The 18677-nt window shown below is 63.8% G+C and carries 14 protein-coding genes; 11 read left to right on the forward strand and 3 right to left on the reverse strand.

What is annotated here, in order from left to right:
• Window positions 1-57: 57 nt before the first annotated feature.
• Window positions 58-549: a beta-class carbonic anhydrase gene (locus tag BN4346_RS40970; RefSeq protein WP_067975200.1), complete on the reverse strand. Its 492-nt coding sequence runs from the start codon at window positions 547-549 to the stop codon at window positions 58-60.
• 195 nt (window positions 550-744) lie between these two features.
• On the opposite strand from BN4346_RS40970, the gene BN4346_RS40975 reads away from it, so the two are divergent.
• The 7 genes from BN4346_RS40975 (at window position 745) to BN4346_RS41005 (ending at window position 8564) form a co-directional block, all read left to right on the forward strand.
• Window positions 745-1722 (forward strand): ABC transporter permease, encoded by a 978-nt coding sequence (locus BN4346_RS40975; protein WP_067975203.1) that lies wholly within the window; start codon window positions 745-747, stop codon window positions 1720-1722.
• A complete protein-coding gene (locus BN4346_RS40980) occupies window positions 1719-2600 on the forward strand; it encodes an ABC transporter permease (RefSeq protein ID WP_067975205.1) in 882 nt (293 codons plus the stop codon). Before BN4346_RS40975 ends, BN4346_RS40980 begins: the two co-directional genes overlap by 4 nt.
• Entirely contained in the window at window positions 2597-4429 is a 1833-nt protein-coding gene (locus tag BN4346_RS40985; protein WP_067975207.1) for a dipeptide ABC transporter ATP-binding protein, read from the forward strand. Before BN4346_RS40980 ends, BN4346_RS40985 begins: the two co-directional genes overlap by 4 nt.
• Before the next feature lie 77 nt (window positions 4430-4506).
• A complete protein-coding gene (locus BN4346_RS40990) occupies window positions 4507-6144 on the forward strand; it encodes an ABC transporter family substrate-binding protein (protein WP_327344767.1) in 1638 nt (545 codons plus the stop codon).
• Window positions 6141-7601, forward strand: coding sequence for an FAD-dependent monooxygenase (locus BN4346_RS40995; RefSeq protein ID WP_067975209.1), 1461 nt, complete (start codon window positions 6141-6143; stop codon window positions 7599-7601). Before BN4346_RS40990 ends, BN4346_RS40995 begins: the two co-directional genes overlap by 4 nt.
• A gap of 20 nt (window positions 7602-7621) precedes the next feature.
• On the forward strand, window positions 7622-7873 hold the full coding sequence (locus BN4346_RS41000) for a FitA-like ribbon-helix-helix domain-containing protein (RefSeq protein ID WP_067975212.1): 252 nt from the start codon (window positions 7622-7624) through the stop codon (window positions 7871-7873).
• 328 nt (window positions 7874-8201) lie between these two features.
• Window positions 8202-8564 (forward strand): hypothetical protein, encoded by a 363-nt coding sequence (locus BN4346_RS41005; RefSeq protein WP_154677641.1) that lies wholly within the window; start codon window positions 8202-8204, stop codon window positions 8562-8564.
• A 520-nt stretch (window positions 8565-9084) separates the two neighbouring features.
• Here the strand turns inward: BN4346_RS41005 and BN4346_RS41010 are convergent.
• Window positions 9085-10548 (reverse strand): hypothetical protein, encoded by a 1464-nt coding sequence (locus tag BN4346_RS41010; RefSeq protein WP_154677642.1) that lies wholly within the window; start codon window positions 10546-10548, stop codon window positions 9085-9087.
• A 593-nt stretch (window positions 10549-11141) separates the two neighbouring features.
• Between BN4346_RS41010 and BN4346_RS41015 the strand changes: the two genes are divergently transcribed.
• Window positions 11142-14825, forward strand: coding sequence for a KAP family P-loop NTPase fold protein (locus tag BN4346_RS41015; RefSeq protein WP_078058761.1), 3684 nt, complete (start codon window positions 11142-11144; stop codon window positions 14823-14825).
• Window positions 14826-14909: 84 nt separating this feature from the next.
• On the opposite strand, the gene BN4346_RS41020 is transcribed toward BN4346_RS41015, so the two are convergent.
• Window positions 14910-15572: a hypothetical protein gene (locus BN4346_RS41020; protein ID WP_067975224.1), complete on the reverse strand. Its 663-nt coding sequence runs from the start codon at window positions 15570-15572 to the stop codon at window positions 14910-14912.
• A gap of 366 nt (window positions 15573-15938) precedes the next feature.
• Between BN4346_RS41020 and BN4346_RS41025 the strand changes: the two genes are divergently transcribed.
• The 3 genes from BN4346_RS41025 to BN4346_RS41035 all read left to right on the forward strand — a co-directional run bounded on the left by BN4346_RS41025 (window position 15939) and on the right by BN4346_RS41035 (window position 18244).
• Window positions 15939-16175, forward strand: a complete 237-nt coding sequence (locus BN4346_RS41025) for an XRE family transcriptional regulator (RefSeq protein WP_067975226.1) — start codon at window positions 15939-15941, stop codon at window positions 16173-16175.
• A 267-nt stretch (window positions 16176-16442) separates the two neighbouring features.
• Window positions 16443-17671 (forward strand): IS3 family transposase gene (locus BN4346_RS41030; protein ID WP_096867571.1). Its coding sequence is split into 2 segments (ribosomal slippage): window positions 16443-16755 and window positions 16755-17671, totalling 1230 coding nucleotides; the frame shifts between segments, so codons are not numbered across the junction.
• Window positions 17672-17734: 63 nt separating this feature from the next.
• Window positions 17735-18244: a MarR family winged helix-turn-helix transcriptional regulator gene (locus BN4346_RS41035; protein ID WP_067975231.1), complete on the forward strand. Its 510-nt coding sequence runs from the start codon at window positions 17735-17737 to the stop codon at window positions 18242-18244.
• The last annotated feature ends 433 nt before the right edge of the window (window positions 18245-18677 follow it).

An 18677-nucleotide genomic window follows, 5' to 3' on the forward strand; every position in this document is an offset into this window, starting at 1 on the left:
AGCCGCACCGTGTCGCTGTCAATGTGATCTGTGCGCCCGCCCCTGGCGGGGCTGCCGTTACAGGCGGACTTCGTCGAGCTTGCCGGTGGCGACGTCGAAGACGAACCCGCGCAGCGACGTGGTCGCCGTGATAAATGGGCTGGCCTTGATCCGCCGCAGCGACTGGCGAACGTCCTCGACCGGGTCCGGGAACGCCTCGGCCGCCCAGGTCGGGCGGATGCCGGTCTCTTCCAGGATGGAGCGCTTGAAGTCGTCGTCGGTGAAGGTCAGCATCCCGCAGTCGGTGTGGTGGATCAGGATGATCTCGCGGGTGCCCAACAGTCGTTGGCTGATCGCCAGGGAACGGATCGCGTCGTCGGAGACCACGCCCCCGGCGTTGCGGATGGTGTGCGCTTCGCCCTCGTTGAGCCCCAGCACGCGGTAGACGTCCAGGCGCACGTCCATACAGGCGAGGACCGCGACGTGCTTGCTCGGCGGCATCGGCAGCGGACCCGTGAAGGTCTTCGCGTATTCGGCGTTGTTCGCCAGGTAGTCATCGGTGACGGTCACAGGTCTTCTCCTCTGTCGCGGTGCAGCGGAGCCTAGTGAACGGGCCCGCGGAGTTCACGGGTAAAAATCACGCAAAAGTCCTCCCCCGACGGCGCCTGACCCGGCGCAAACGTGCGTGGATGCACAGATTGCCCCGGTGTGTCGCGGGCAGACACGCGCGCTCGCGCCGGTGGGGGACCCTCTACCCTTTTGGCCATGACGCGGTTTCTGGCCGGCCGGGCGCTGAACTACCTGGTGCTGCTGGGCCTCGCCTCGTTCCTGACGTTCTGCCTGACCTCGTTGGCCTTCGCCCCGCTGGACAGCCTCATGCAGCGCAATCCGCGTCCGCCGCAGGCCGTGATCGACGCCAAGGCCACCGAACTGGGCCTGGACAAGCCCATTCCGCTGCGGTACGCGCACTGGGCCAGCCATGCGGTGCGCGGCGACTTCGGCGTCACCGTCACCGGCCAGCCGGTCTCCGGGGAACTGGGCCGGCGCGTCGGGGTCAGCCTGCGGCTGCTGATCGTCGGTTCACTGGCCGGCACCGCGATCGGCGTGGTGGCCGGGGCGTGGGGCGCGGTGCGCCAGTACCGGCTCTCCGATCGGGTCATCACCATGGCGGCGCTGCTGGTGCTCTCGGTGCCGACCTTCGTGCTGGCCAACCTGGTGATCCTGGGCGCGCTGCGGGTGAACTGGGCGCTGGGCGCCCAACTGTTCGACTACACCGGCGAGACCTCCCCCGGCCTGGTCACCGGCTTCTGGCCCGGGCTGGCCGATCGGCTGCAGCACCTGGTGTTGCCGTCGCTGACCCTGGCGTTGGGCGCGGCCGCCAGCTTCAGCCGCTACCAGCGCAACGCGATGCTCGACGTGCTCGGCCAAGACTTCATCCGCACCGCACGAGCCAAGGGGCTGACCCGCCAGCGTGCCCTGTTCAAACACGGGCTGCGCACCGCGCTGATCCCGATGGCGACGCTGTTCGCCTACGGGGTGGCCGGCCTGGTCACCGGCGCGGTGTTCGTCGAGAAGATCTTCGGCTGGCACGGCATGGGCGAATGGGTGGTGCAGGGCGTGGCGACCCAGGACACCAATATCGTCGCGGCCATCACGGTGTTCTCCGGTGCGGTAGTGCTGCTGGCCGGGCTGCTCTCCGACGTCATCTACGCGATGCTCGACCCGCGGGTGCGGGTGTCATGAGTCCCGAGATCGAGTTCGCCTCGCGGCGCACCCTAGTGCTGCGCCGCTTCCTGCGCAGCCGCAGCGCGGTCGGGGCGCTGGCGTTGCTGGCGGTGATGTTCGTCGGCTGCTACACGCTGCCGGCCCTGCTGCCCTACTCCTACACCGACCTGGACTACGACGCGCTGCTAGTGCCGCCGGGCGCTCGACACTGGTTGGGCACCAACGCCTTGGGCCAAGACCTGCTCGCCCAGATCCTGCGCGGCATGCAGAAATCGATGCTGATCGGGGTGTGCGTGGCGCTGATCTCCACGGTGATCGCCGCGACCGTCGGAGCCATCTCGGGGTATTTCGGCGGATGGCGCGACCGCGTGCTGATGTGGCTGGTCGACCTGCTGCTGGTGGTGCCGGCCTTCATCCTGATCGCGATCATCACCCCACGCACCAAGAACAGCGGCAACATCGCGCTGCTGGTGCTATTGCTGGCCGGGTTCAGCTGGATGATCAGCGCCCGCATGGTGCGCGGGCTGACCATGAGCCTGCGGGAACGTGAATTCATCCGTGCCGCAAGGTATATGGGCGTCTCGAGCCGACGCATCATCATCGACCACGTGGTGCCCAACGTGGCGTCCATCTTGATCATCGACACCGCACTGAACGTCGCGGTGGCAATCCTGGCCGAAACCGGTTTGAGTTACCTGGGTTTCGGCATCCAACCGCCCGACGTCTCGCTGGGCACCCTGATCGCCGACGGCACCGCCTCGGCCATCACCTTCCCGTGGGTCTTCCTGTTCCCCGCCGGGGTGCTGATCACGATCCTGGTCTGCGCCAACCTCGCCGGGGACGGCCTGCGTGACGCGCTGGACCCCGATGCCGCAACGCTGCGGGATCGCCGATGAGCACCCTGCTGGAAGTCGCCGACCTGGCTGTGACGTTCGGCTCCGGCCCCGACGCGGTGCGTGCGGTGCGCGGTATCAGCTATCACGTGGAAGCCGGCGAAGTGGTGGCGATGGTCGGCGAATCGGGCTCCGGGAAGTCCGCGGCGGCGATGGCCGTGATGGGGCTGCTGCCCGAGCATGCGCAGGTGTCCGGTTCAGTGCGACTGCAAGGCACGCAGCTGATCGGGCTGGGCGACACCGCGATGTCGAAGTTCCGCGGCGCCTCGATCGGGATGGTGTTTCAGGATCCGATGTCGGCGCTGACGCCGGTCTACACCGTGGGCGATCAGATCGCCGAGGCCATCGAGGTGCACCAGCCGAAGGTGGGCCGCGCCGCGGCGCGCCGGCGTGCGGTGGAGCTGCTGGAGCTGGTCGGGATCAGCCGGCCCGAGCAGCGGGCGCGGGCGTTTCCGCACGAGCTCTCCGGCGGGGAGCGGCAACGGGTGGTGATCGCCATCGCGATCGCCTGCGACCCGGACCTGATGATCTGCGACGAGCCCACCACCGCGCTGGACGTCACCGTGCAGGCCCAGATCCTCGACGTCCTCAAGACCGCGCGGGACGTGACCGGCGCCGGGGTGCTGATCATCACCCACGACCTCGGAGTGGTCGCCGAATTCGCCGACCGCGCACTGGTGATGTATGCCGGCCGGGTGGTCGAAGCCGCGCCCGTCGAGGTCCTCTACCGCGATCGGCGGATGCCCTACACGGTGGGACTGTTGGGTTCGGTGCCGCGTCTGGACGCCGAGCAGGGCACCCGGTTGGTGCCGATCCCGGGCGCACCACCGTCCTTGACGGCCGGGGTCGATACCGGGTGTCCGTTCGCCCCGCGCTGCCCGTTGGCCGCCGACGACTGCCTGGCCGCTGAGCCGGAGCTGCTGAGCGTCGGGGAGAACCATGCGGCGGCATGCATTCACACCGACCAGGTCAGCGGGCGCAGCGCCGCCGATATCTACGGCGTGCGCACCGAGGTGGTGACCGCGGTGCCCAGGGAATCCCGGGTCGTGCTGCGGGTCCGCGACCTGGTCAAGACCTACCCCCTGACCAAGGGTGTGCTGCGCCGGCGCGCCGGTGAGGTGCGCGCCGTCGACGGGGTGAGCTTCGAGTTGCAGCAGGGCCGCACGCTGGGGATCGTCGGCGAATCCGGTTCGGGCAAATCCACCACCTTGCACCAGATCCTGGAGCTGACCGCGCCGCAGTCCGGGTCGATCGAAGTGCTCGGCACCGACGTCGCGGCGTTGAAGCGTGATGGCCGTCGCGCCCTGCGGCGTGATCTGCAAGTGGTGTTCCAGGATCCGGTCGCCTCCCTGGACCCACGGCTGCCGGTTTTCGACCTGCTGGCGGAACCGTTGCGTGCCAATGGCTCCGGCAAGACCGCCATCCATACCCGGGTCGCCGAGCTGCTGGAGCTGGTGGGGCTGCGCCGCGGCGACGCGCTGCGCTATCCCTCGGAGTTCTCCGGCGGGCAGAAGCAGCGGATCGGCATCGCCCGGGCCTTGGCGTTGCAGCCGAAGATCCTGGCGCTGGATGAGCCGGTGTCCGCTCTCGATGTGTCGATTCAGGCCGGCATCATCAACCTGCTGCTGGATCTGCAGCAGCAACTCGGGCTGTCTTACCTGTTTGTGTCGCATGATCTTTCGGTGGTCAAACACCTGGCGCACCGGGTCGCGGTGATGTTCGCCGGGGCGATCGTCGAGCAGGGCGAGGCCGATCAGGTGTTCGGCGATCCGCAACACGACTACACCCGGCGGCTGCTGGCCGCGGTGCCACAACCGGTGGTGAACTCATGAACAGGCTCTTCGCGAGATCGCGTTCACGCAGGAAAAGTGCGAGTGGCTACCTGCGTCAGCGGAATCTCGCGGCGCTCGTGGCACTCGGCCTGGCGCTCAGCGGCTGCGCGGCAGTCGATATCACCGCGCCCGAGGGCACCGCCGCGGTCGGGACCGCCAGCGACATCAACCCGCAAGACCCGGCGAAGCTGCGCGACGGCGGCAACCTGCGGCTGTCGATGACGCAGTTCCCGCCGAATTTCAACCCGCTGCACATCGACGGAAACCTGGCCGAGAACGCCGCCATGCTCAAGGCCACCATGCCGCGGGCGTTCACCATCGGACCGGACGGCTCGGCCACGGTGGACACCGACTACTTCACCAGTGTGGAGCTGACCGGCACCAACCCCCAGGTGGTCACCTACACCATCAACCCGAAAGCGGTGTGGAGCGACGGGACACCGCTGAGCTGGAAAGACATCGCCAGCCAGATCCATGCCACCAGCGGGGCCGACAGCGGATACGCGATCGCGACCACCAATGGCGCCGAGCGCGTCGCCTCGGTGACCCGCGGTGTTGACGACCGGCAGGCCGTCATGCGCTTCGCCAAGCCCTACGCGGAGTGGCGGGGCATGTTCGCGGGCAACTCGATGTTGTTGCCGGCCAGCATGACTTCCGACCCGCAGACCTTCAACAAGGCTCAGCTGAGCAGGCCGGGCCCGTCGGCTGGGCCGTTCGTGCTGAAAACCCTGGATCGCACCAGCCAGCGAATCACCTTGGTCCGCAACCCGGATTGGTGGGGTCGCAAGCCGAAGCTGGACACCATCACCTACCTGGTGCTCGACGAGGCCGCCCGGATGCCGGCGCTGCAGAACCACACCATCGACGCCACCGGGGTGGCCACCCTGGATCAGTTGACGATCGCACGCCGCACCGAGGGCATCGCGATCCGGCGGGCGCCGACCCCGGCCTGGAACCACTTCACCTTCAACGGGGCGCCGGGGGCGATCTTGTCCGACAAGGCGCTGCGGCTGGCGGTCATGCGCGGTATCGACCGGTCCACCATCGCCAAGGTCACCCAGCGCGGCCTGACCGCCGACCCGGTGCCGCTGAACAACCACATCTACGTCGCCGGCCAGGAGGGCTACCAGGACAACAGTGCGGTGGTGGCCTACGACCCCGAGCGTGCCGCACGCGAACTCGACGAGCTCGGCTGGAAGCTGCACGGAAAGTTCCGGGAGAAGAACGGTCGCCCCCTGGTGATCCGCCACCTGTTCTACGACGCGTCGAGCACCCGGCAGTTCGCCCAAGTGGCCCAGCACAATCTGGCCCAGATCGGGGTCAAGCTGCAGTTGGACGCCAAGGCCGGTGGCGGCTTCTTCACCGACTACGTCAACGTCGGCGACTTCGACATCGCCCAATTCAGCTGGGTCGGTGACGCTTTCCCGCTGGCTGGGCTGAACCAGATCTCCGCGTCCTACGGGGAGGCCAACTTCGGCAAGATCGGCAGCCCGGCCATCGACGCCAAAATCGAGGAGACACTGGAGGCGCTCGACCCGGCGGTGGCGCGGGCGCGGGCCAACGAAGTCGACTCGCTGCTGTGGGCCGAGGGATTTAGCCTGCCGCTGATTCAGACCACCGGCAATGTGGCGGTGCGCAGTTCGCTGGCGAACTTCGGGGCGCCGGGGCTAGCGGATCTGGACTACACCGCGATCGGGTTCATGAAGGACCGATGACGCAGCATCAGGTGGTGATCGTCGGCGCCGGCCCGACCGGGTTGATGCTGGCCGGTGAGCTGGCATTGGCCGGGGTCGACGTGGTGATCGTCGAGCGACGCGACGGCCATGACCTGATCGGGTCGCGGGCGGGCGGCATCACCCCGCGCACCATCGAGGTCCTCGATCAACGGGGAATCGTCGACCGGTTCCTGGCGCAGGGGCGCATCGGCCAGATCTGCCACTTCGCGTGGATCATGTTGGACATCAGCGACTTGCCGACCCGGCACAACTACACCGTGGGGCTGCCGCAGTACCGCATCGAGCGCACGCTCGCGGAGTGGGTCAACGAGTTGGGTGTGCGGATCTATCACGGCCGCGAGGTGATCGGCTTCGCCCAGGACGACTCCGGCGTCGACGTCGAACTCTCCGACGGCACAGCGCTGTGCGCCGACTATCTGGTCGGGTGCGACGGCGGGCGCAGCCAGATCCGCAAGATGGCCGGAATCGCTTTTCCCGGTTGGGACCCGACGGCCATCTGCCTGATCACCGAGGCCGATCTGACCGACGAGCCGCCGTGGGGGCTGCACCGCGACGACGTCGGCATCCACTCGTTCTTTCGCCTCGAGGCCGACGGGCCGGTGCGGGTGATGGTGACCGCGCCGGAGCTGGAGTCCGGTGAAGAGCCGACCCAAGACGATGTCAGTCAGGCCCTGATCTCGCGGCGCGGTACCGATTACGGGTTGCACAATGTCCGCTGGGTCCGCCGGTTCACCGATGTGACCCGGCAGGCCGAACGCTACCGGGACCGGCGGGTGTTGCTGGCCGGCGATGCCGCACATGTGCATTCCCCGGCCGGCGGGCAGGGCCTCAACACCGGTGTCCAAGATGCGGTGAACCTCGGCTGGAAGCTGGCTCAGGTGCTCGCCGGGACCTCCCCCGAAGGCTTGCTGGACAGCTACCACGCCGAGCGTCATCCGGTCGGCGCCCGGGTACTGCAGAACACCATGGCCCAGAGCACGCTGCTGGAGCCCGGCCCGCGGGTGGACGCCTTGCGCGACACCATGGCCGAACTGTTGAGCCTCGACGAGCCGCGTCGGCGGACCGCGGCGATGATGTGCGGCTTGGACATTCACTATGACCTGGGCGGCGGTCATCCGCTGGTAGGCCGGCGGATGCCTGACCTGGAGGTGTCCACGCCGGCGGGCCCACTGCGGGTTTTCACGCTGCTGCACGACGGTCGCGGGGTCCTGCTGAACTTCGGCGCCGCGTGGGATTTCGATATCACCGTGTGGGCTGACCGGGTGACAGCGCTCGATGCCGATTACGACGGCCCGTGGGAGCTGCCGGTGCTGGGCGCGGTGGCGGCACCCGATGCGGTGCTGATCCGTCCGGACGGGCACGTCGCCTGGGTCGGCGACGGGTCAGCCGCCGGATTGAGCGATGCCCTGACCACCTGGTTCGGCGCCCACAGGTGATAGCACGATATCATTCTGGCATGGCCCAGATTCTGATCCGTCAGCTTGATGACGACGTCAAGCAAAAGCTGGTCCAGCGCGCCCGCCGACACGGCCGCAGTACCGAAGAGGAAGTGCGCGAAATCCTGCGCAACGCGGTCCGGGATGCCGACGAGGCACCGACCCGACTCGGCTCGCGGATCTCGGCTCGATTCGTCAAAGTCGGTCTCGACCACGAGATCGGTGAACTGCGCGGAAATCCCGTGCGCCCGGCGGAGTTCGGCGACCTGTGATCCTGCTCGACACCAACGTAATCTCCGCGCTGATGCAGCAGCGGCCGGCTGATCGAAAGTCTGCACTCGGCCATCAAGATCGTCGGCGAGCAGCTGGGTGAATGCCAGCTCAAGGTGTCGTCGACGGCGTCCTGGTTCGAGCCTCCAATTGCTCACGTTCATCATCGCTCAGCATCACGGGTACAGGAATCGGACTCGGCACACCCTAGTCTAACGTCTGAACTCGAATTAACGACTCACGACACTAGACAGCGCTATCCAGTCACTCCGTGAGCTCTACCCGAGCAAGCAAGCCGCCGCCGCCATAACCCAGCCATCTACTGACTCCATGAAAGTTCCCAAGCTTCCCGATGTCCCGCCGGGATCAAGCCGGCTTCTACCTTTCGTCACTCGTGGTGTCGGCACCGAAAAGGCAGGCCTCCAGTCGGCCCTAATGGTCGCGGCGGTGGTGGATGCGATAGCCGAACCGGTCTCTCGAGGCAGACTGCAGGAGGCCTTCTTCGACTACTTCGGCCGCGAGTTGCTTGCGGCTTATTGGCAACAGCCTGGAAAGGCGTTCCGCAGCGCTCTGCAACGTGCTGTCGAGCGTGACTTGATCAATGAAGTCCCCTACCCAGACGGCGACGGCGTTGTCTACATCGGAGGTTTCCGGGCCGGCGAAGCCGATAGCTCCGGAACATCGAGTCCCTAGGACGGTGATGCCTGAATTGACTTAGGGTTCGGCCCAAGAGCTGCCCGGGCGCGGGTGGCGCGAACCCTACCGGGGCGGAGCAGGAAGGTAGCTACCCGAACTGCTCGGTCCCGCAGCCTCCGTCGGGAGGCAATCGGATGCGCAATCCGAGGGATTTGATCCTTAAAGTGCGTTAGGTGACGGCCCGACACGCAAGCGACGCGACGGCACCCGGGCACATCGCCCCGGGTGCCGTTGTCGTTTTAGCTGCAAGGTATTACGCCTGCGTGGCCGCACTTGAGCCCAGCGCGGAACCCAAGCGCGCCGGCCCCGAGAAAGATGGAAACCCCGGCCGCATCATGGCTCAGGTCTAGAGAGGCGGAATCCGGGGACTTCGTGAACTCGCATCATCGACCGAGATCTAGCAGAGTGGATCGTGCTCAACACGCGGGTTACAGAACTGTTGGCCGCATGGCCGCAGTAGTCCCAGACCAATTCGGCAAGCCCGCCCCTACACCTCCGGCTCCTGGGCGTCCGAGGGCTAGGAAACACCCAGCGGCGCATCGTCTACCGCGCAATCGAACTCGACATCTGAGGTCGCGGCCGCGACGTAGTCCGACCACGCCATCGTCGTGTACTGCTCGAAGTAGGTGTTGACGCGCCGGACGAACAGGACCGTAATGGGCAGAACCACAAACGCTCCCAGCGTCGCGCACAATACCGGGACGATCAACGCCCATTGGACAGCTTCGCTGTTCGCCTGGGCAACGACCAGTCCGAGCGGCATGAAAGTCAAAGCCAGCAGCCAAGCGCCCAGCAGCGGCCACGAGAATCCCCTACGTGGGACGCTAACTCCTTGGCATGCAAGCGACCTATATCGGTCGAACGACTCAAGGAGCGCGTACACACCGCTGACGAGCCCGATAAGGAGAGCCACTGCTCCCACAACGACCATTCCTACGCGCATCAGTGGAGTTACCGTTCCGGCGATGACGATGCCGGCCATGGGAATCGACAGCGCCAGAAGAACCAGACTGGCCCCGAGAGCCTCCGTACGGTTGCTCATCAGCCGCGCAGCGTCCACGGCACCGCATGCCGTGATACCCGCCGTCCATAGGAAGGCCACCACGATGAGCGCGCCGAAGACGCGGACACTTGTTGGGTCATTCGAATCCCAGTGGTCCAGCCACGTCTGCTCAAGCGGTCTCAACTTTCTGGCCAGATACCCAACGCCCTCCGCCAAGCCAACACTCCCCCCCGCCCACAGGACGGTCTTGATCGCCGCTGCCCGTGGCCAGCACCTCGGAGGCCCGAAACGGGCGACGATCACCCGCAACAACAAGGTGCCCATCGCCCACACGGACAGGCCCGGCAAGACAAGCTTCGTTAGAAATCCGAGGATGTCGTCTGCTGCCGCCCCTGACCCACCTGGATCTCGGACAGAAAGCCAGTACGGCGCACTCAAAAAGACAGCCACTACGCCAAGTTTGGTCGAATAGGCACTGACAATGACCGTGATCTCGTCAAGAGTGCGTAGCAGCAGCCACCCGGCGCCTCGGACTGCGACCTCAATCCGGCTGAGTCGACTCTGTACGATCCAGACACGCGACGCCCAACGTATGGTGCGGATCCGTTCAACTCGCCGCCTCTGGCGTTCGAGCATTCGGCAGAGCAGCAACTCCCGCTGTCCAGTGATATGCGCGGCGATTGCCCTCAGATCGCGATATCCGCTCAGTACCAAGTACGCCTGTATCCAAATACCGTTCAACGGACTCGCGAGATCGCTCGCGCCCTCCGGCAGCGACCCCTTCATTAGATCGACGGCCCGCTGCTCCTCCGAAGTCAGCGTCCGGCTCGTTAACCCACGCCGCGCTACTTCCCTGCTGGCGAGCTCATAGAACTCCCGGTCCCAACGAGACGATTGGAACGCAGTCGCACCAAGCGCCACGACCGCGAGAAAGAACCACGTGAGGGCGGTTGTCGATGCAACCCAAACAGGTGTCATGCCTGGAAGATATTGCAGCACTGTGACAACTAGGACGCACTACAGGCGGCAGTGTCGCACGTCAAATGTTCTACACGCGCCATGATCCGAGTCGCAGTGTTGCCCATCGCTTCGTTCCGAAGCATCTTGTCGTCAGCAGGCGTCCAGCGCTGCCACTGTTGGGCGGAGCCTTGGCCATCACCAACTCCTGACCTCCCTATCGGACCTGGCCACTGTCTCACCACCCACCGAAACCTTGCTCCAACGCGCCTTGGGAGACAAGGGCTTCCAACTTCAACAGACCGCTGAAGGTGCGCCGCCGAGAAGCCCCAGACCCCAATCCAACTAGTTCCGCCACTGCTCGGCGAGCGCACCATCCTCCACCGTCGCCGAAATTAGACGTCGAGGTCGCGGCGTCCAGCCAGTCGTGGCCGCAGCGGCTGAAATCAAGTCTGAATCGCCGAGAGCCTCATCGCGCACTTCGTCGGTGCTAGCAGTTAACGTGAATACCCCTGTTGCGAAGATCGCCGTAAGCAAGAATCGGCGAGCAGTAGTGCTCGTACCCGCCCTGTTGTTGACCGCCGTTCGGCGCTAGAGAGGAACCAAGAGTCGAAGTGGTTGAGATTCGGAATGCGATCTTCGGTGGAAGAAGGAAAGTCGAGACGGAAATTGTCCTTCCGAACGACCTCATCCCTGATAACCGCCTGTTGGCCAGCGATGATGACCTCCTTGAGCATGAAGCCATCGCTAAAGGCGTTGCGGAGATTGCTCTCACAGCAACCACCCCTGTCAACATCGCGTTGTTTGGCGCCTGGGGCGCAGGCAAGTCCAGCACCTACGCCATGATCGTGAAGCATCTGGAAGTTATCACTTGCAGAAAGGTAAGAGTTGTTCGCTACGACGCCTGGAAATATGGGGGAAAGGAACTCAAGCGCAATTTTGTTGACAGCGTCGCGGTAGATTTGGAGTTAGACAAACATCCCGAACTTTCCACTGGGCTACAGCAATCTGTTCGCGATACCCGAGTCAAACTCCTATCGTGGTTCTGGAAAAACAAGGGTTCGCTTTTATTCGGTCTACTTCTCGCCGCAAGCGTTGCAGCCCTGTGGATAGCTGGCATCGCTTTAGCGACGAGACTGTTCACCGACGAGGGATTCCGTGAAACCGCAAGAGACCTTATCCCCAAAGTGGGAACGGTCTTCGGATTAGCGCTTGTTGCGGTAATGATGGGACCGAAAGTCCTTGAAGGTGCCGCCGTAACCACCGAGACACCGGCACCAGAAGGTGCGGACCAGTTCGCCAAGCGATTCCAGAAGCTTGTCAGGCTGGCTCGCGGGAATTCACCCCATCCACTAGTCGTCTTCATCGATGAACTCGATAGATGCGCCCCCGCAGACGTGGTCGCTACGCTGCGGGACCTCAAAACTTTCCTAGATCAGCCCGACTGCGCTTTCATCGTCGCCGCCGACCGCGAAGTCATCGTACGAGCGTTGGCCGAAGAGGTCCCCCAGGCTAAGCCTGTGCGCGAGGATGAGCCTTACTATGCAACACCGGGGGCTTTCCTGGACAAGATTTTCCAACACCAGATCGCCCTTCCTCCCCTTCGCGCTCGCGCTCTGACCGAATTTGCACGCGCCCTGGCCGATGCGCAAGACGGAGGAGTGTGGGCCGAGATGCGGGCGGAGGGTGACGATTGCTACGAGCGCGCGATATTTGCGCTAATTCCGGTTCACGTGCGAAGCCCAAGGCGCGTCAAGGTATTGATGAATAACTTCGCCACAAATGCACGAATTGCTCAAGGCCGTGGAGTCCTTTGGCTTGAGCGAGTACACGAAATCGCGGTTCTCACAGTACTGCAGACAGAATTTCCATCAGTGATCAGTGACCTTCGTAGAGTTCCGCGTCTTCTGACATATCTGCGTGGCGATGAGGAACCAGTGTCCGACGAGGTCCGTGAAATCGCCGGCAAGTATCGCGATATTGAGCGACACTCAAACGGAAATCAAACGCCAATCACCGCGAGCCAGAATGCAACGCGCGATGAAATAATGAGCGACGACCATACGTCTCAAGGCAAACATGCACGGCAAAACGCCAGTGAAACATTGCGCCGCCAGCTGGGTAACTACCTAAGCAAAGCTGCAGCCTCAGGGATCCAGGATCCCCGGCCGGACCTGCTCTATCTAAACCCAGCTGCCAACCGAGACCGACTCCCCGATCCCAAACTGGGCGACGCTATTGACTTTGCAAGTGATACCGCCCCCGAGGACGTGGTCAAGATTTTTGACGGACAAGCGTCATCAACCCTGGCCGTCGCCATACCGCTGCTGGTTACAGAGGGCGACAACGCATCGGGGCTAGGAAGAAAGTTCGCATACGAGGCTGCATGCCGCCTCATCGAGCAGCTCGAACCGGACGACCTCCGACAGGTTGCCGACCAAACTCAGCCTTCTCTGATCGCAGCAGTTCGTGTTGATGGGCTGAGCGATGACTCCCTGCCGGGTGCTCTCTTGGTCGCTGCCCTGGCAGGTGTCCCTGAAGTCATCCAAACGTTCTTTGGCAGTGGGCGCGTAAGGAAGCTGTCCGCGGATCTGCTGCGCAGGTTCACGGCACTTCTACCCCACGTCCCGAAGTCAGACGCGACCGAGATCGTACGGCTCCTAGCCGATCGATTCGGCACTGCACCTGAACCTCTCCTCACCGCTCTAGCTAGCACACCCGTCGATACCGCCCGCCACTTATGGTCCCAAGTCTCGGCATCAGTCGTCTCAACCATCAACGAACTAGAGTTGCCAGCTGCGGAGCCGGCAGAAGACGCACCGGCAGCCTCGACACAGCAGCCTGTCCGTGATCAAGGTTCGCAAGCGGAGGAAGCCACCGAACCCACCGGTGACGGTATCGCTCTGCTTGAGCGTCTCATGGATACAGTCCTCGGCTGCTCGGCGGGCGAGTCATTGGTGTCAGACATCTTCGCCTCCTTCCAAACTGAACCGACCTCCCCGATCCTCCAGTGGACACTGACGAGCGCTGACCGCGTCGTAGCACCAATGTCCTCGTCGAGGCTCAGAGCACGCCACGCGTTGCTCGGCATCAAAGCCTCCGAAATCAGTGAGTGGCGCCACTGGGCTGAATTGCTTCCGAGCCCGGAAGATCACCTTGCAGACGAAAGTCTCGACAGACTAGCTGCGAGCCTGGTCAAGCAGACGCTTCTTCCTGCCTTCGCGACATCGGGTTTGCCCTCTGCGGATCTCGCCTCACTCACGAAGCGGGTCGCTGAATGGTCGTCCATCGACGATGGCCAACTCGCCCAGACCGCCAAGTCAGTGCTGAGCAAGATGAAGTGGTCTGATCCCGAGGCAACGGAAGATCTGTGGACAACAAAGCAAGCCATCTACGAGGTGCTAATAGAACTCGCCGCCAACACAGGACTTGATGGCCCCATCGCACCAATTGTGGTTGAGGACCTAGCCACTGTTCTGCCTGCGTTCCAGATCGACCAAGAATTGATAAAACCGTTCGTTGCCATCTGTAACGCACTGCCCCCAGCACTGATCACAGCCGTCTCCGAGCGTCTGGACATCCACGAAGCAGCGGAGACCGAGCACGCCGCGATGTTGCTACTCCGACTTCAGGTCCGAGTCCGCTGTGATGGCCCCCCGGTCCCCGTGTCAGAGCTGCTCAACCTCGAAGCGCCAGAGCACACCACTGCGATGAGCAGCGCTTGGCTGAAACTCAAGCCGACTTCGGAAGATGTCGTACGACTACTGGCCACCACCTACCCGTTTACAGTCGCAGCACTTGAAGAATATGCGCGCCAGCTTGCTCCGAACCAAAGAACTGCCATGTGGATAGCGGCCGAGAAATCGGACCGGACAGAGAATCTCCTCGCCGCGATCGGAAGGTTTGGTATCGGCTCTGAGGCGGTGGACCACACACGCACGGTGGTCATGCGCCTCCCACGGGAGCCGGAGCGAGCCGCGAAGGTAAAGCGGTTACGGTGCGCCACGGCACTTCGCCCGTCAGATGACTCCGGATCGGTACAGCGTGCCGCCGTCGCGCTTGCACGGGACCTGCTGGACAGGGATGTTTCCGGCGATCTCCGTTCCGCCGCAGAGCTCATGTACTGGGCCGGTGGAGCCCCTTACGGCACCAAGACTGAGTTACGAGAGCTATTCAACCGTCAGGTGAAAGCCCACAAGAACAGCCTGACCCAGACGCTCTTCTCACAACTGGAGCAACTCGGATTGGTCAGCAAGAAGAAATCTGTGTTGGAGTCGATTTTTGGGACTCGGGACTGACGTTGGGGTCACTGGAGTCGTGGGATTTACCGAGCCGCTGAGCCCCCTCGCCGGATCATCAAAGTTCCGGAGCGGCTCCACGGATCACAACCCCAACCAGCCGAAGTCCGCTAGCAGACTCGACAAACCGAAGTCGTCACCTATCGCGGAGTCAACACCCTGGCCAAACCATGGCGGATCGGTGACGAACTGGCCGATTCCGTAGGCGTCGGCCAAGGCGGAATCACCGGACGCGATGGCGGCGTCATAGCTGCCACCGACATCCTCGACCCCCGTAGGCGTGACATTGAAGCCCGAGTAGGCAGTGCCACCATCGGTGGCGAGCGCCCACACGGAAACACCGTTGGCGATGGCGGTGCTGTCGGCGCCGTCGGCGAAGGCGAAGTCGTTGCTGCCAGAGATCAGCGGACCGGTGTCCAGGGAGTTCGTGCCGGCTTCGGCGTTGGCGCCCGCGCCATAAGCGATCGCTAGGTCGTTCGCCCCGCCTCCCACGAACGAGGTCGCGGTCGCATCGCCCATTTGGATCAGAGTTGTGCCGTCGTACGACACCGCGAGGTCGATACCTGGCCAGTCGGTATCCGTGGTTGAGAACGGCAGCGACGCTGCTGCATCCATCGCCGCCTGATCCAGCCAGGAGGTATCACTGGGGGCCGCGGTGGCCGACCAGGGAAGCGCGAGCAGCCACCACCCGCCCCCCAGCGCGACCGCAGGTCCACATGCCCGAACCACACACGTCAGCGGTTTCATCGAACTTCCTCCCCAGAGCGTCATTGCCGATTCCGGCCGGCGTCATTGGTCAACGTGGCGAAGAGTAGCCCGCTGGGGAAGCAGACGCATAGAACAGCCGCCGACCAGGCAAGTCGCATGAAATAAACTGTTGTATAAATACTTTCGTTGTGAAGCGACGAGCCGACGGACCTTCCTGCACTCGCAGGACACTTCACCATCCCCGGCGATTGTGCATCACCAGGTCGATGACGGACATCACCCTGGTGATGCGCCCAATAGGGCGCAAACGTTCTCGGAGTTCGGGTAGCTTCGGCCTAGCTAGCTCCAATTCCACTGCGGGCTAGGAATAATCGAGTCTTGTCATCCCGCGACCAGGACGGAAGCGTGAACGATCAGTCAAGTGACAATGTCCTCCGCACCCTTCGCCGGAGTAAGAATCTGACCCAGGCTGAGCTTGCCGACTTGCTCAACGTGACCCAGGAGCGAGTGAGCGCGTTCGAACGAGGCGGCGTGGCGCGCGCCCAAATCGGCACTCTATGCCGCTACTTGGAAGCACTCGGCGGCCAATTGCACATTGCGGTCGACCTCGACGGCGAGCGAATCGACCTGTCGGCAAGCTGAGCGTGATGGCCGGACATGTTGCAACCTCGCCGTAAGTCGACTTACCCGCTTCGCACGCAAGGCAACCCGCGAAGGAGCGTCAGTCGCCGAGAGCGCAGAACCCTGACAGAACTTCCACAGCAATCCCTGTGCTACTTGCCAATTCAGATGTTCGCCTACGGAAGAAGTGTTTCAAACTGTCGCTATTCATTGCGTGGGACTTGACCCCGTGTGTTGGACACGCTCAATCCCAGGAATGTCCTGGGGGAAGCGAGATGATCCAACCCGATGGCAAGGAAAAATTACCCCGATGAGTTCAAGCGTGACGCGGTCGCGCTGTACCGGGATACCGAGGGTGCGACGATTACGCAGATCGCTGCCGAGCTCGGTGTCAGCGAAGCCACGCTCTCAGCGTGGTGCAAGTCGGCCGGCGTGGCGATTCGGCACCGCCGCGGCAGCGTAGAGACCGAGCTTGCGCCAGGGGCCGAGAGCCCGGAGCAGGAACTGGTGCGGCTGCGCGCCGAGAACAAGACGCTGCGCGCCACCGAGGCTCGGCTATCCACCGAGCGGGACATTCTACGGTCGGCAGCCAAATATTTCGCCGGGGAGACGAACTGGTGAGCCGCTTCCAGTTCGTCGCCGACCACCTACACGCCTTCGAGGTGAAGTGGCTCTGCGCGGTCGTGGAGGTCGCGCGTTCATCGTTCTACGCCTGGCTCGCCGGCGCCGATTCCCGCGCCGCGAAGGCCGCCGCTGATGAGGCGCTGGCCGCCCGTATCCGGGTGGTGCACGGCGAGGACAACACCTACGGGGCGCCGCGGATCACCGCCGAGCTCAACGATGGTGCGCCCGACGGTGAGCGGGTCAACCACAAGCGGGTCGCTCGAGTGATGCGCGGCGCCGGGATCGTCGGTTATCGGCGCCGGCGGCGGGTCAAGACCACCGCGGCGGATCCGGCCAGCCAGAAAGTCCCTGATCTGCTGAAGCGGGATTTCACCGCCGCGCAGATCAACACCCGTTATGTCGGCGACATCACCTACCTGCCACTGGCCACCGGCGGCAACCTGTACCTGGCCACGGTGATCGACTGCTGCTCGCGGCGGGTAGCGGGGTGGGCGATCGCCGATCACATGCGCACCGAACTGGTCACCGACGCCCTCAACGCCGCTGCCGCGCTACGCGGCACGTTGGCCGGTGCAGTGTTCCACTCGGACCACGGAAGTCAGTACACCTCAAGGGATTTCGTGTCCCTCTGCCGCGAGTATGGGGTCATCCAGTCGATGGGAGCGGTGGGAACGAGCGCCGACAACGCCCTGGCCGAATCGTTCAACGCCGCCCTCAAACGCGAGATCCTGCCCGACCGTGCCTGCTGGCCGGACGCGGCGACCTGCCGCCGGGAGGTCTTCCGATGGCTGGCCCGCTACAACACCAAACGACGGCACTCCCACTGCCGTCAATCCAGCCCTGCCACCTACGAAAGGACCCTGACACCGGCTACGCTGCCCGAAGCTGCTTAACCACAAATCCCGTGTCCACTACATGGGGGCAAGGCCCCGTCCCTTGCCGCGTAGTATCGCCGCATGGACGGCTTCATTTCCGGCCCTATAGACGGTGCCGCAACGGAATTGAGCCTCGCCGAGCAGAAATCTTGGCAGAACTATTTGGCGGCGGTCCTGCACATGAACACGACGCTGAACCGGCAGCTGACCACTGCCCATCAGTTGTCCCTGGCCGATGTCCAGCTGCTGGACCTGCTCGCCAACGCGCCCAGTGGAAGCATTCAAATGGGCCAACTGGCAATCGCTTTGATGTCCCTACCGAGCAGGTTGACCAGGCAGGTACGACGCCTCGAAAGTGACGGCCTGGTGGAGCGCACAACGAGTCCGCATGACCGCCGTCGCGTCCTGGCCACTATCACTGGAACAGGGCGAACGTTGATGGAAGAGGCCATGGTCACCTACGCCAACGAGGTGCGGACCCACTTCCTAGGACCGTTGACCCGCCCGCAGGTTGCAGCAGTGGCGACAACGTGCCGCCAGATCAGAGATTCGCTCAATGGTGCAGAGCATCCAACTGTCCCCAAGCTCTAGGCCCACTGAGGGAACCGAGCGGTTCCCAGCCGGCAAGGTTGCGCTGGACTAGCGCTGGCCAGCCGAACTGCGTCACCGGCTGGTTTCATCAGAGGCAACTCTGCCCAAGGTATGCCTTCCGCCAGCGCGCCCTCAGGGTCAGTAACCGGCATTTCACTTCAAGAGCGCCAATTGCGTCTTAGCACGACTCAGTTCGTCTCGCCAATTCGTTGTTACCTACGGTGTATACGCCCACGTCGAGGCCGGGCGACCTGCCTTCCGAAAGCAATCCGCTACTGCCATCGAGAACCCGCCCGCAGTAGACGCGAGCATGGGCCCGGACACCGCCACCGGATCTCAAGGACTTGCGTGATCAGCTCGCCGGCGCCAGAGCCGGTCTACCTGACTGCCCGATATACGCCGATGACTTGCTGGCGGAGCTTCACATCCAACA

This window comes from Mycolicibacter icosiumassiliensis (assembly GCF_900078685.2).
GTDB lineage: Bacteria > Actinomycetota > Actinomycetes > Mycobacteriales > Mycobacteriaceae > Mycobacterium > Mycobacterium icosiumassiliensis.

Bases quoted from the DNA above. Each gene is read 5' to 3' on its own strand.
- BN4346_RS40975 (WP_067975203.1), top strand. From the start codon at position 745: ATGACGCGGTTTCTGGCCGGCCGGGCGCTGAACTACCTGGTGCTGCTG.
- BN4346_RS40980 (WP_067975205.1), top strand. From the start codon at position 1,719: ATGAGTCCCGAGATCGAGTTCGCCTCGCGGCGCACCCTAGTGCTGCGC.
- BN4346_RS40985 (WP_067975207.1), top strand. From the start codon at position 2,597: ATGAGCACCCTGCTGGAAGTCGCCGACCTGGCTGTGACGTTCGGCTCC.
- BN4346_RS40995 (WP_067975209.1), top strand. From the start codon at position 6,141: ATGACGCAGCATCAGGTGGTGATCGTCGGCGCCGGCCCGACCGGGTTG.
- BN4346_RS41000 (WP_067975212.1), top strand. From the start codon at position 7,622: ATGGCCCAGATTCTGATCCGTCAGCTTGATGACGACGTCAAGCAAAAG.
- BN4346_RS41005 (WP_154677641.1), top strand. From the start codon at position 8,202: ATGAAAGTTCCCAAGCTTCCCGATGTCCCGCCGGGATCAAGCCGGCTT.
- BN4346_RS41010 (WP_154677642.1), bottom strand. From the start codon at position 10,548: ATGACACCTGTTTGGGTTGCATCGACAACCGCCCTCACGTGGTTCTTT.
- BN4346_RS41020 (WP_067975224.1), bottom strand. From the start codon at position 15,572: ATGAAACCGCTGACGTGTGTGGTTCGGGCATGTGGACCTGCGGTCGCG.
- BN4346_RS41035 (WP_067975231.1), top strand. From the start codon at position 17,735: ATGGACGGCTTCATTTCCGGCCCTATAGACGGTGCCGCAACGGAATTG.